Here is a 12106-nt window from a genome sequence, read left to right on the forward strand (position 1 = left end):
GTTAGAGCAGAGCCGGCCTGCGCCGTCCAAAGACATCTGCCCAGATTCCGTCGGGCAAATTTCCCGACCTGCATAGCTTCGCATGCTTGCGATTGGCGGGGAACAGCGGTGCTGTTAGCATCGCATCTCTCGTTTGAGCATGACCAGCCGCTGCTTTCCGTTCCGGATCATGCTCTGGCCGTGGAGTGATCGCATGCGCCTCGTGCTTCAACTGGTCGCCCGCCTGCTCGTGATCGTCGCGCTATGCCTCGGCGCAGCCACCGTCTGGGCCACGATCGACGCCTATCGCAGCGTCGATCGCGCCACGCAGGCGTCCTCCGAGCGGGTCTCGCAATCGCTCGAGGCGCTGTACTGGCGCGAATTGCTGCTGCGCAGCAACCGGATGCGCGAGCAATTGCTGCCGGCACCGGACTGGCGCACCATCGAAACCATGGGCCTGATCGCGCCGGGGATCTGCGTGCAGTTCGAACCGGCCGGCGCCTTCGAGAAGCCGCTCTGCGGCCAGAGCAAGGGGATCGGCAAGGCGCCGCCGCGCTGGTTCGCGGCCACCGTGCAGATGATACTCGGCGATCACGCCACCGTGGAGCGGCCGATCAGCGCCCGCGCCGCGACCGCGGGAACCGTCCGCGCCATCGCCGATCCGGACGCCGCGATCGCGCTCGCCTGGCAGCACATTCTCGACAACATCCATGTCGCGCTGTTGATGGCGCTCGCCATCGCGCTGCTCGCTTCGCTTGCGATCGCGCACACGCTGGCGCCCGCCCACTCGATCGTGTCGGCGCTGCGGCGCATGGCCGACGGCGAGTACCGTACGCCGCTGCCGCGCGTCCGCTCGATGGAGCTCGCGATGATCGGGCGCGCCGTCAGCGATCTCGGCGACCGCCTCGCGCTTGCCGAGGAGGAACGCACGGTGCTGACCAGGCGGCTGCTCGAAATCCGCAACGACGAACGCCGCACGCTGGCGCGCGAGCTGCACGATGAGTTCGGCCAGAATCTCACCGCGATCCTCGCCTTCGCCAACACGATCGAGGCAAGCGCCGGAGACAAGTACGCCGCCGGCACCGAAATTGCGCAGGATGCACGGATGATCTCGCAAGCGACGCGCCGCATCATGGCGTGCCTGCGCGATACACTAAACCGGCTGCGCCATCCGCCGGCCGAAGAGCTCGGGCTGGAGGCAAGCTTGGTCGATCTCGTCGACAGCTGGCGGTCGCGCTCGGCGCAGCCGATGATCCAGCTCGATCTGCAGGGCGACCTTGCCGACATCAGCGGCACGGTCGCCGCCACCGCCTATCGCGTCGCGCAGGAATGCCTGACCAATGCGCTGCGCCACAGCTCGGCGCGCGAGATCGTGCTGCGGATCGAGCGGCGCACCGGAAGCGAGAACGCCCTGCTGGTGCGCGTCGAGGACGATGGCGGCGGCGATGCGGCCAAGGTGGCGCAATCCGCGGGCTTCGGCCTCACCGGCGTCAGCGAGCGCGTCACAGCCCTCGGCGGCTCGCTGTCGATCGCGCGCGCCAGCCGCGGCTTGTCGGTCGCCGCCACAATCCCGCTCGCCGCCTGAGATGACAACCGTGACGGCGACAACGGCGAAGATTCGGGGCATCTCGATCCTGCTGGTGGACGATCATCCGGTCGTCCGCCAGGGCTACCGGCGCGTGCTTGAGCATCAGGACGATTTCCGCGTGGTGGCCGAAGCCGACAACGCCGCCAATGCCTATCGCGCGTTCAAGTCGCACCAGCCCGATGTGGTGGTAATGGATATTTCGATGCCGGGTGCCAGCGGGCTGGAGGCGATCCGCAACATCCGCGCGCGCGACCCTGACGCGCGCATCCTCGTTTTCAGCATGCACAGCGAGGCGGCCCAGGTGAAGGCGGCATTCGGCGCCGGCGCCAGCGGCTTCGTCACCAAGGGCAGCGAACCGGTCGAGCTGATCGCGGCGATCCGCTCGGTGGCGCGCGGCGAGCATGCGATGAGCGACGACGTCGCCCGCGTGCTGGCGCTGGAGAGCCTGGTGCCGACCCGATCGGCGCTCGACCAGCTCGGCGAGCGCGAGATCGAAATCCTCCGGCAGCTGGCCGCCGGCAGCACCAAGGAGCAGATCGCCGCCAACCTCAACCTCAGCACCAAGACCGTGCAGAACTATCACTACCTCATCAAGGCCAAGACCGGCATGCGGACCGACGCCCAGCTGGTCCGCCTCGCCGTCGAATGCGGGCTGGCGAATTTGTAGCCCGTTCCCGTAGCCCGGGTGAGCGCAGCGACACCTAGGGGCTGGTTGTGCATATCCCCGGATATCGCTTGCGCTCATCCGGGATACTGACGCCATTCCCGCGTGACAAGTCGGCGGGTTACGCTACGCTGACCCGCCCACCAAAGCTCACAAGAACGGACGCTCCCCATGCCCATCGTCAATCGCGTTGCCGCCCTCTCGGATGAAATGGCCGCTTGGCGCCATGACTTCCATGAGAATCCCGAACTGCTCTACGAAGTCCATCGCACCGCCGGCATCGTCGCCGACAGGCTGCGCGAGTTCGGCTGCGACGAGGTGGTGACGGGGATCGGGCGCACCGGCGTGGTCGGCGTGATCCGCGGCCGCAAGTCCACTTCGGGAAAGACCATCGGCCTGCGCGCCGACATGGACGCGCTGCCGATCGCGGAGGCCTCGGGCGTCGCCTACGCCTCGAAGATTCCCGGCAAGATGCACGCGTGCGGCCATGACGGCCACACCGCAATGCTGCTCGGCGCCGCCAAATATCTCACCGAGACGCGCAATTTCGACGGCACCGCGGTCGTGATCTTCCAGCCCGCCGAGGAAGGCGGCGCCGGCGGCAAGGCGATGGTCGACGACGGGCTGATGACCCGGTGGGGCATCCAGGAGGTCTACGGCCTGCACAACATGCCCGGCCTGCCCGAGGGTTACTTCGCGACGACGCCGGGCCCGATGCTGGCCTCGTCAGACACGTTGAAGATCGTGGTCCACGGCAAGGGCGGCCACGCCGGCGCCGCCCCGCACGAGGCGGTCGACAGCGTGCTGATCGGCGCCCAGATCATCAATGCGTTGCAGTCGATCGTATCGCGCAATGTCGACCCGCTGAAATCGGCGGTCATCTCGATCACCATGTTCGAGGCCGGCACCGCGTTCAACGTGATCCCGGAGACCGTGACGCTGGGCGGCACCGTGCGCACGCTCGATCCCGGTGTGCGCGACCTGGTCGAGCGCCGGATCGGCGAGGTCGCCTCCAGCATCGCCAAGGCCTATGGCGGCTCGGCCGAGACGGATTATGGACGCATGTATCCGGTGACGTTGAACCACGCGCGCGAGGCCGGCGTCGCCGCCGAGGTCGCCCGCGATGTGGTCGGCGCCGACCGCGTCAACGACAATCTGGTGCCTGTGATGGGCGCCGAGGATTTCGCCTTCATGCTGGAAGCGCGACCCGGCGCGTTCGTCTTCCTCGGCATGGGCGACGGTCCGATGTGCCACCACCCCGCCTACAAGTTCAACGACAACATCCTCGGCCACGGCGCCTCCTACTGGGTGCGGCTAGTCGAGAAGCAGATGCCGGCGGGCTAGCGCCGCTCGTGCAGCCACGGCCCGGTCGCCCGCTTCGCGACCGGGCCGCCAGCTTTCACAAGCGCGGCTGCTGCTGCGTCACGCAGTGGATGCCGCCGCCACCGGCGGCGATGCCGTCGATATCGAGCTGGATGATTTCCCGGTCCGGGTACAGGTCGCGCAGCTTGTCGCGCGCGTTGCGGTCCGCTGCCGCATCACCGAATTCCGGCGCGATCACGGCACCGTTGCAAACGTAGAAATTGATGTAGCCGGCGGCGAAGCCGTCGTCGTTTCCGTACTTTGGACGGACCGTCGACGGTCCCTGCAACTCCACGACCTTCAGGTGTCGGCCTCTTGCGTCTGTCGACTTGCGCAGGATTGCCAGGTGTTCTCTCGTCACCTCGTAATCGTCGAACGACGTATCCATCTCCAGGCCCGCGACAACGACGCCCGGGCTGGTGAAGCGCGCATAGAAATCGGTATGGCCGTCGGTAATGTCGTCTTTGTTGCGACAGCCGGATAGCCAGATGATCTTCTGCAGCCCGAGCAGGCGGAAGAGTTCAGCCTCGCATTCATCCTTCGTCAAACCAGGATTGCGATTGTCGTTGAGAACACAGCTTTTGGTGATGATCGCTGTCCCCTCGCCGTCGACTTCGATGCCGCCGCCCTCCAGCTTCGGGCCGGCCTTGATGAACTCAGCTTGCGCAAGCTCGGCCACACGTTCCGCGATCTTGGCATCATGCGCATACCTTTGTTTCCCGCCCCAGCCGTTGAAGTTGAAGCCGACGGCTCCGAGTTGCCCTGACGGGTTCGTTACAAAGACCGGTCCGGTGTCCCTGATCCAGATGTCGTCGAGCGGTTGAACAACGAGGTTCACCCGAGGACCGCATAGCCGCGCGGCAATATCGTAGTCTTCCTTGCGCACCAGCATGTTCACGGGCTCATGAGCCGCGATCTCCTTCGCGACCAGGGCGAGGTTTTCCCTGACCACCGGAAGCAGCCGCTGCTTGCGCCAGATCTTAGTGTCGTGCGCGAACGCCATCCAGGTGGCGACATGCAAAGCGCTCTCGTCCGGCATCCGCCAGCGGCGGTCAGCGTTCCGTGCGGAGTTTCTCATGTGGACAAACCGGCTTGGTCCGCCGCGCCCCTCCCCACCATCCGCGCGGCGACACGGTCGCGCTTGACGAAGTGGTGGAAGGCGACCGCGGCGAGGTGCAGCACGATCAGCGCCAGCAAGACATAGGCGAAGAAGATGTGGCGATCCTCAAAGGCATCCGCCGCCGCCTTGTCGGGCGAGGTGATCTGGGGAATGTGAAACAGGCCGAAGAAGCTCGAATAATCCTGGGCGCGGGCGCCGGAATGCGCCCAGCCCAGGATCGCCACCAGGAGGGTGACGGCGTAGAGCGCGCCGTGGCTGACCCGGGCGGCGATCCGCTGCCAGGAGGGCATCTCGGCCGGCAGCGCCGGCGTCGGGTTGACGCCGCGCCAGACCAGCCGCAGCACGGTGAGCAGCAGCACCAGGTAGCCGATATCGGCGTGGATCGAGCGGTAGAAGAACTTGTCCGCCCGCGCCGGGACGTGGTTCATCCACCAGCCATAGGCCAGCATGCCGATGATGGCGATGCCGAGCACCCAGTGGAACGCGCGGGCGAGCGAGCCCCAGCTCGCGGCGGTATTGCGGATCATGTCGCGTGGCCCCCTTGCGGCCGCATTTTTGGATTTCACACGTCGCAGCAATAGTTTGCCGTGATACTTGCAGCTATCGGTCAAGGCCATCTGAAATTCCCGGCTTTACCGCCTTTTGTCGGCCGTAGCGGCCGGATAGCCAAAAACAACTGAATGGTAACCCTGCTTCGGATAGAGTTTTCGCGTGTCCACTCCCCCGACCATCCTTGTGTTCGATTCCGGCCTCGGCGGCCTCACCGTGCTCCGCGAGATCGTCCGCGCCCGGCCCGACGCGCATTACGTCTATGTCGCCGACGACGCCTTTTTCCCCTATGGCCACCACGGCGAGGACGAGATCATCGCCCGTGTGGTGCCGCTGGTCGGTGAGCTGATCGCGGCCCACGCGCCCGACCTCGTCGTGATCGCCTGCAATACGGCATCCACCCTGGTCATGTCGCATCTGCGCGACGCCTATCCTTTGCCCTTCGTCGGCACCGTGCCGGCGATCAAGCCGGCCTGCGCCTCGTCGAAAACGAAGCGCGTGTCGGTGCTCGGCACAAGGGGCACCGTGAAGCGCGAATATACCCGCAAGCTGATCTCGGACTTTGCGCAGGGCTGCGAGGTGACGCTGGTCGGCTCCGGCGAGCTCGCCTCGTTGGCGGAGGCCGCCCTCAGCGGCGCGAGCGTGCGTGACGAGGATATCGCGGCCGAGCTCGCGCCCTGCTTCGTCGGCGATGGCGACCACGACCCCACCCGCACCGACACCGTCGTGCTCGCCTGCACGCATTATCCGCTGCTGCTGGAACGCCTCAGGAGGCTCGCGCCCTGGCCGGTCGACTGGATCGATCCGGCGCCGGCGATCGCACGCCGCGTCGCCGACCTGCTCGGCCCTGCCGGCCACGAGAGCGACCAGGCCGGCGCCGAGATGATCTTCACCTCGAAGCGCCCGCACGCGCTGACGGAAGCCTTGACGCCATTCTTCGGCGGCCGCGTCCCGGCCTGATCCTTTTCACCGTCACAACGCGCTGCTAGCCTCTGCTCTCCTTCGAGGGAGGACCAAAATTTGACCGCAGCCCCGCTGACACCGCTCAATCGCCTGCGCGAGGCGTGGCGCGACAAGCGCCCAACCTTCGGCGCGATCGCGACCATTCCGAGCATCCAGACCGTGCAGATCATGGCGCAGTCGCTGGACTGGATCATCGTCGATCTCGAGCACGGGCCGATCGATCTCGGCACCGCCCATGCGATGATCGTGGCGACCTCGGGCACGCCCTGCGTGCCGATGGTGCGGATCGCCGCCAACGAGCCGCATCTCGCCAAGGCACCGATGGACATCGGCGCGCTCGGCATCAATTTTCCGATGATCTGCAACGCAAGCGATGCGGTGAAGGCGGTGCGCAGCGTGCGCTATCCGCCGCAAGGCGACCGGCTCTGGGGACCGTTCCATGCGCCGTTCCGCTGGGGCGTCTCGATGAACGACTACATGGCGACCGCTGACGACGACATGATCTGCATGATCACGATCGAGCACGTCGATGCCGTCAACCGCATCGACGAGATCATGGCGACACCGGGCATCGACCTCGCAGTGATTGGCCCCGGCGATCTCGCCACCTCGATCAACAAGCGCGGTCTGCCCGACGATCCTGAAGTGGTCGCGCTGATGCAGCGCGCCGAGCAAGGCATCATGAAGAGCGGCGTGCCGATCGGCGGCGTCGCGCGCACCGCCGAACAGGCCAATGCGATGATCGACCGCGGCTACCTCGCGCTCGCACTCGGCTTCGACTGGTCGCTGTTCCAGCGCGGCATCGCGGCCGCGTTCGCGGGGATCAAGCGGTAGGCGTCAAACGCGGCCGCGCGGCGCTCCGCTTGTTCACAGCCGCCGGCGAGCAGGTTCCAGTCACGTCGTGAAGAAACCGCGGGCGCAACTTCCTTCATCGCGCCTGCGACGGAGTGAACGATGCGTGTCGCCGATACAGCTCGTTCGCCTGAGTAGCTCATGAATAAGCGGCACAAACCCGCGCTGTTCGATGAACGGACTAATCCCAACGTCGCAAGTGCACATCACATATCGCCCGCTTTCCGCCGCGATTCCGCGCTGCTAGAGTTTTGCGGGTTGGGAGGAAAATCCATGTTCAGGAAATTACTGCTTGGTCTCACTGTGATTGCCCTTGCCGGTGCCGGCGCTGCTTTGGCGCAGCAGAGCGGCATCAAGCGGACGCCGCTGCAGAAGGTCGATTTTCCGCCGGGCTACAACACGGTCACCGCGATCGCCGAGGTTCCGGCCGGGGGTGCGTCGGGGCGTCATACCCATCCCGGCGCTGAAACCGGCTATGTGCTCGAAGGCGAGCTCGAGCTTCTGATCGACGGCAAGCCGCCGCTGAAGCTGAAGGCGGGCGATTCCTACCAGATCCCGGAAGGCGCGGTGCACGACGCCAAGACGTCCGGCGACCAGCCGCTCAAGGTGCTCGGCGTCTATGTGGTCAAGGCCGGCGAGCCGTTGGCAAAACCCGCGCCGTGAGCAGAACCCCTTGGTCTCCGACCAGTTGGTTCATCTGAGCTTCAGGTGCGGCGAGCAACCATTTGAGCTCGCCGGGCCTTTGATTTTTTGCCTGTTTGCTAAGGAACTGAACCGAACGGATGCGCGGTAAATTTCGTCAGATTTCATTGCCGCGCCGTCTCGTCGCCGATCTGATGCATGCATCGGCCGGCGTGCCGCTGGTCTCCCTGAAGCGCACCCTGAACGTGCGGGCAATCGTCGAGGCTCGTGCACGTGCGGCGCAGGCACCGGGCTGGGCCGCCATCTTCGTCAAGGCATTCGCGCTGGTCGCCAGGACCGAGCCAACCTTGCGCACGCTGCACGTCAAATGGCCCTGGCCTTGCCTCTACGAGTTGCCGCGTAGCGTCGGCATGGTGGCGATTGCGCGCGTCGAGAAGGGCGAGGACTGTGTGCTGTTCGAGCGCGTCTCTGCCGCCGACGAGATGCCGCTCGCCGAGGTCGACGCGCTCATCCGCCGCGCCAAGACCGCGCCGCTGCACGAAATCCCCTCGTTCCGCAAAATGCTCTGCCTGACCCGCCTGCCGCTTCCGCTGCGCCGCCTGGCGTGGGCGATCGGGATGAATTTTGGCCGGCAGCGCGCCAATTTCTGCGGCAGCTTTGGCGTGACCTCGGTCGCGGCCTATGGCCCCGGCGAATTGCACGCGCTGAGCCCCGGGCCATTCCTGTTGAGCTATGGCGTGATCAGGCCGGACCACACCGTCGACGTGGTGGTGCGCTGGGACCATCTGGTCTGCGACGCCGCCCTGATTGCGCAGACCTTGATCCGCCTCGAGCAGGTGCTGGGCGGCGAAATCGCCGCCGAACTGGGCGCGGGCCGGCCGCAAGCCGATGCCCGGCTGGTCCGGGCGGCCGGAAGCCGCCTCTAACGGACGAAATTGGCCAATTTTGACGCCGATTCGGCCCAAAATGCCCTGCGTTTTGTTTGACAGAACCGGACTTTCTCCTTAAGACCACCTTGCTCGCGGGCCGGTTTCGGCCCGCGATGCGTTTCGCGACCCGTGGTCCTCCCCGAGCTTTCGAGGCGGACCTGTCGGTACAGGCCTTTTGGCCGGTACACAGGAGGGCGCGTCTCCTCAAACCTGAAACTGACAAACGCCGGCCGCCAGGATGCGACGGCTATGCAAAAGAGGACGCGATGACAAAGCGCAGTGAGGCGAAGTACAAGATCGATCGCCGCATGGGCCAGAATATCTGGGGCCGCCCGAAGAGCCCCGTGAACCGCCGCGAATACGGCCCCGGCCAGCACGGCCAGCGCCGCAAGGGCAAGCTCTCCGACTTTGGCGTGCAGCTGCGCGCCAAGCAGAAGCTCAAGGGCTACTACGCCAACATTTCCGAGCGCCAGTTCCACGGCATCTATGTCGAAGCCAGCCGCCTGAAGGGCGACACCGGCGAGAACCTGATCGGGCTCCTGGAGCGCCGTCTCGACACCGTGGTCTACCGCGCCAAGTTCGTCTCCACGATGTTCGCCGCGCGCCAGTTCATCAACCACGGCCACATCAAGGTGAACGGCCGCAAGGTCAACATCGGCAGCTACAAGCTGAAGGTCGGCGACCTCATCGAGGTCAAGGAATCCTCCAAGCAGCTCACGCCGGTGCTGGAAGCGGCCCAGCTCCCTGAGCGTGACGTCCCCGACTTCATCGAGGTCGATCACTCCAAGATGACCGCGACGTTCGCGCGCACCCCCGGCCTCTCGGACGTGCCGTTCCCGGTGCAGATGGAGCCGCATCTGATCGTCGAATTCTATTCGCGCTGACCACTTCAGCGTTGCGAGATCCGAAAGGCCCCGGTTTTGCCGGGGCCTTTTTGTTTGGCTAAAGTCAGGGCATATCGACCGAGAGAGACATCATGCACTACACCCCTGCCCGGCCCGATCCCAAGGCCCCGCCCGTCCGCATCAACCTTCTGTCCGATACGCAGACCAGGCCGACGCCAGCGATGCGCGAGGCGATGGCGAAGGCGGAGGTCGGCGACGAGCAGGTCGGCGACGATCCGACCACCAATGAGCTCTGCGCCCGCGTCGCCGATCTGCTCGGCAAGGAGGCCGCCGTGTTCATGCCGTCGGGCACGATGTGCAACGTCGCGGCGACGCTGGCCTATTGCCGCCCCGGCGACGAGATTTTGGCGCATGCGACCGCGCATATCATTGCGCGCGAGGGCGGCGCCCATGCCGCGCTCGGCGGTTTCCAGATCACGCAGCTGCCGGGCGATGACGGCCAGTTCACGCCTGAGACCTTCCAGGTCGCGCTGCATCCGCGCACCCGCTACCAGCCGCCGCAGGTGCTCGTCAGCGTCGAGCAGACCGCCAATATCGGTGGCGGCACGATCTGGAAGAAGGCGGCGCTCGACGAGGTCGTGCGTATCGCCAAGGCCCACGGCCTTGTCACCCACATGGACGGCGCGCGGCTGCTCAATGCGACCGTGGCGTCCGGCATCACGCCGCGCGACATGACGGCGGGCTGGGATTCCGCCTGGATCGATTTCTCTAAGGGCCTCGGCGCGCCGATCGGCGGCGTGATCGCCGGCACCCGCGCCTTCATCGACGATGTCTGGCGCTGGAAGCAGCGGCTCGGCGGCTCGATGCGGCAGTCCGGCGTCTGCGCCGCCGCCTGCATCCATGCGCTCGATCACCATGTCGACCGCCTCGCCGACGACCACGCCAATGCCCGGGCGCTGGCGCGCGGCCTGTCGCAGATCAACGGCATCGCGGTGCAGGCGCCGGAGACCAACCTTGTGTTCTTCAAGCCCGACGGCGCCGGGGTATCAGGCGACAAGATGGTCGCCAAGCTGCGCAAGCGCGGCGTGACGCTGGCGATGATGGACGGCCGGATCAGGGCCTGCACGCATCTCGATGTCACGGCAGCGATGATCGAGGAAGCGGTCGGACACGTCAGGGACATCGTGCGCGCGGCGTAACTCCCGTAGCCCGGATTGCGCTTCGCTTCATCCGGGCTACGAAGCTGAATTCTACCGTCCCATCGCCTGGTAGATCAGCGTCTTCAGCTCCTGCTGGATCCGGCCGCGCTGCGACGGCGTCTGTACCATGAAGATGCCGAACAGATCGTCCGCGGGATCGATGAAGAAGAAGGTGCCGCCGACGCCATCCCAGCGATACTCGCCCAGCGGCCAGTCTGTGTTCGCCGGCACCGAGGTGCGGACCGCGAAGCCGAGACCGAAGCCGGAATTCGGACCGGGATAGTAGTTCTGGTCGCGCACGACTCCGGTCTCCGGACCGATATGGTCCCTCGCCATCAGCGCAATGGTCTCCGGCTTCAGATAGCGCCTGCCCTCATAGCTGCCGCCATTCAGCAGCATCTGCGAGAAGCGCGCATAGTCGCCGATGGTGCCGACCATGCCGCCGCCGCCGGATTCCCATCGCAGCGGCTTGCGCGGATTGCGGACGTCCGCGACCGGACTGATGGTGCGATCCTTCGGCATCGGCTCGGCGATCAGCGGCCATTTCGCCCGGTCGGCGACATAGAAAGCCGTCTCGTTCATCCCGAGCGGGCCGAGCAGCCGCTCCTTCTCGACCTGAAACAGCGATTTGCCCGTGATCACCTCGATGATGCGGCCGAGCACATCGGTGGAATGGCCGTAGTCCCATTGCGTGCCGGGTTGTTCGGCGAGCGGTAGCGACGTGAGCCGCGCCACGAATTCGGCATTGTCGGGATCGTTGTTGAACAGGCCGGCATCGGCGTAGGTCTTGTTCACGATACCACCGCCGTAATAGCCGTAAGGCAGGCCGGCGGTGTGGCGCATCAGGTCTTCGATGGTGATGGGGCGCCTCAGCGGCTCCAGCGTCATCGCCATCTTGCCCTCATCGCCGCGCTTTTCCACCCCGACCTTCATGTCGGCAAAGGACGGGATATATTTCGACACCGGATCGCCGAGGGCGAGCTTGCCTTCCTCGACCAGCATCATCGCGATGACCGTGGTGATCGGCTTCGACATCGAATAGAGGCGGAAGATGGTATCCGCGCTCATCGAGAGCTCGGTGGCGACGTCGCGAACCCCGAACTTCTCGTAGTAGACCGGCTTGCCATGCTGCTGCAGCAGCAGGATCGCGCCCGGGATCTTTCCGGTCGCGACCTCGTTCCTGACATAGTCGGAGACCCTGGCGAGGCCCTCCGCCGAGAAGCTGTGCACGGCCGGCCCCGCGGAGCCGGCCTTCGCAATCGTTGCGACCAACGCGAACGCGAGTGCCGCGACGAACGCGCGGCCCCCACGCATGCAAGCGCATGAGCCGATCCGCCTGAATCGGATCATGCCGTCATTCCCTTCTTTTCAACGCGCTGCTTCACGCGAACCGGTATCCACTTCGCTCGAAAAC

Annotated in this window: 12 protein-coding genes; 9 read left to right on the forward strand and 3 right to left on the reverse strand. The window is 65.7% G+C overall.

Annotated elements, in window-relative coordinates; all coding sequences use genetic code 11:
* Positions 1–193: 193 nt before the first annotated feature.
* The 3 genes from ACVMIH_RS13565 (at position 194) to ACVMIH_RS13575 (ending at position 3575) form a co-directional block, all read left to right on the forward strand.
* Positions 194–1564, forward strand: a complete 1371-nt coding sequence (locus tag ACVMIH_RS13565) for a histidine kinase (protein ID WP_456862154.1) — start codon at positions 194–196, stop codon at positions 1562–1564.
* Position 1565: 1 nt separating this feature from the next.
* Positions 1566–2234, forward strand: a complete 669-nt coding sequence (locus ACVMIH_RS13570; RefSeq protein WP_456862156.1) for a response regulator — start codon at positions 1566–1568, stop codon at positions 2232–2234.
* A 168-nt stretch (positions 2235–2402) separates the two neighbouring features.
* Complete coding sequence (locus ACVMIH_RS13575) at positions 2403–3575, forward strand: M20 aminoacylase family protein (RefSeq protein WP_076828489.1); 1173 nt, start codon at positions 2403–2405, stop codon at positions 3573–3575.
* Positions 3576–3630: 55 nt separating this feature from the next.
* On the opposite strand, the gene ACVMIH_RS13580 is transcribed toward ACVMIH_RS13575, so the two are convergent.
* Both ACVMIH_RS13580 and ACVMIH_RS13585 read right to left on the reverse strand, forming a co-directional pair.
* A complete protein-coding gene (locus ACVMIH_RS13580) occupies positions 3631–4671 on the reverse strand; it encodes an agmatine deiminase family protein (protein ID WP_456862158.1) in 1041 nt (346 codons plus the stop codon).
* Positions 4668–5240: a cytochrome b gene (locus tag ACVMIH_RS13585; RefSeq protein WP_456862160.1), complete on the reverse strand. Its 573-nt coding sequence runs from the start codon at positions 5238–5240 to the stop codon at positions 4668–4670. Before ACVMIH_RS13585 ends, ACVMIH_RS13580 begins: the two co-directional genes overlap by 4 nt.
* Before the next feature lie 184 nt (positions 5241–5424).
* Between ACVMIH_RS13585 and murI the strand changes: the two genes are divergently transcribed.
* From murI to ACVMIH_RS13615, 6 genes are all read left to right on the forward strand, one after another.
* Complete coding sequence (gene murI / locus ACVMIH_RS13590; RefSeq protein WP_456862162.1) at positions 5425–6222, forward strand: glutamate racemase; 798 nt, start codon at positions 5425–5427, stop codon at positions 6220–6222.
* 60 nt (positions 6223–6282) lie between these two features.
* Positions 6283–7059 carry an HpcH/HpaI aldolase family protein gene (locus tag ACVMIH_RS13595; protein ID WP_057018410.1) on the forward strand — a complete coding sequence of 259 codons (777 nt, stop codon included), beginning with the start codon at positions 6283–6285 and terminating at the stop codon, positions 7057–7059.
* A gap of 291 nt (positions 7060–7350) precedes the next feature.
* A complete protein-coding gene (locus tag ACVMIH_RS13600; RefSeq protein ID WP_168858981.1) occupies positions 7351–7740 on the forward strand; it encodes a cupin domain-containing protein in 390 nt (129 codons plus the stop codon).
* 119 nt (positions 7741–7859) lie between these two features.
* Entirely contained in the window at positions 7860–8645 is a 786-nt protein-coding gene (locus tag ACVMIH_RS13605) for an acyltransferase (protein WP_168858982.1), read from the forward strand.
* A 269-nt stretch (positions 8646–8914) separates the two neighbouring features.
* Complete coding sequence (gene rpsD, locus ACVMIH_RS13610; RefSeq protein WP_057018409.1) at positions 8915–9532, forward strand: 30S ribosomal protein S4; 618 nt, start codon at positions 8915–8917, stop codon at positions 9530–9532.
* A 92-nt stretch (positions 9533–9624) separates the two neighbouring features.
* Entirely contained in the window at positions 9625–10692 is a 1068-nt protein-coding gene (locus ACVMIH_RS13615) for a threonine aldolase family protein (protein WP_456862164.1), read from the forward strand.
* A gap of 51 nt (positions 10693–10743) precedes the next feature.
* Here the strand turns inward: ACVMIH_RS13615 and ACVMIH_RS13620 are convergent, their stop codons facing one another.
* Entirely contained in the window at positions 10744–12006 is a 1263-nt protein-coding gene (locus tag ACVMIH_RS13620) for a serine hydrolase domain-containing protein (RefSeq protein ID WP_456862166.1), read from the reverse strand.
* Between the last annotated feature and the right edge of the window lie 100 nt (positions 12007–12106).

It is taken from the genome of Bradyrhizobium sp. USDA 4503 (assembly GCF_054055815.1).

Excerpts from the sequence above, each read along its gene's own strand:
- ACVMIH_RS13575 (WP_076828489.1), top strand. The coding sequence starts at position 2,403 with ATGCCCATCGTCAATCGCGTTGCCGCCCTCTCGGATGAAATGGCCGCT.
- ACVMIH_RS13600 (WP_168858981.1), top strand. The coding sequence starts at position 7,351 with ATGTTCAGGAAATTACTGCTTGGTCTCACTGTGATTGCCCTTGCCGGT.
- ACVMIH_RS13620 (WP_456862166.1), bottom strand. The coding sequence starts at position 12,006 with ATGCGTGGGGGCCGCGCGTTCGTCGCGGCACTCGCGTTCGCGTTGGTC.
- rpsD (WP_057018409.1), top strand. The coding sequence starts at position 8,915 with ATGACAAAGCGCAGTGAGGCGAAGTACAAGATCGATCGCCGCATGGGC.
- ACVMIH_RS13615 (WP_456862164.1), top strand. The coding sequence starts at position 9,625 with ATGCACTACACCCCTGCCCGGCCCGATCCCAAGGCCCCGCCCGTCCGC.
- ACVMIH_RS13565 (WP_456862154.1), top strand. The coding sequence starts at position 194 with ATGCGCCTCGTGCTTCAACTGGTCGCCCGCCTGCTCGTGATCGTCGCG.
- ACVMIH_RS13580 (WP_456862158.1), bottom strand. The coding sequence starts at position 4,671 with ATGAGAAACTCCGCACGGAACGCTGACCGCCGCTGGCGGATGCCGGAC.
- ACVMIH_RS13605 (WP_168858982.1), top strand. The coding sequence starts at position 7,860 with ATGCGCGGTAAATTTCGTCAGATTTCATTGCCGCGCCGTCTCGTCGCC.
- ACVMIH_RS13585 (WP_456862160.1), bottom strand. The coding sequence starts at position 5,240 with ATGATCCGCAATACCGCCGCGAGCTGGGGCTCGCTCGCCCGCGCGTTC.
- ACVMIH_RS13570 (WP_456862156.1), top strand. The coding sequence starts at position 1,566 with ATGACAACCGTGACGGCGACAACGGCGAAGATTCGGGGCATCTCGATC.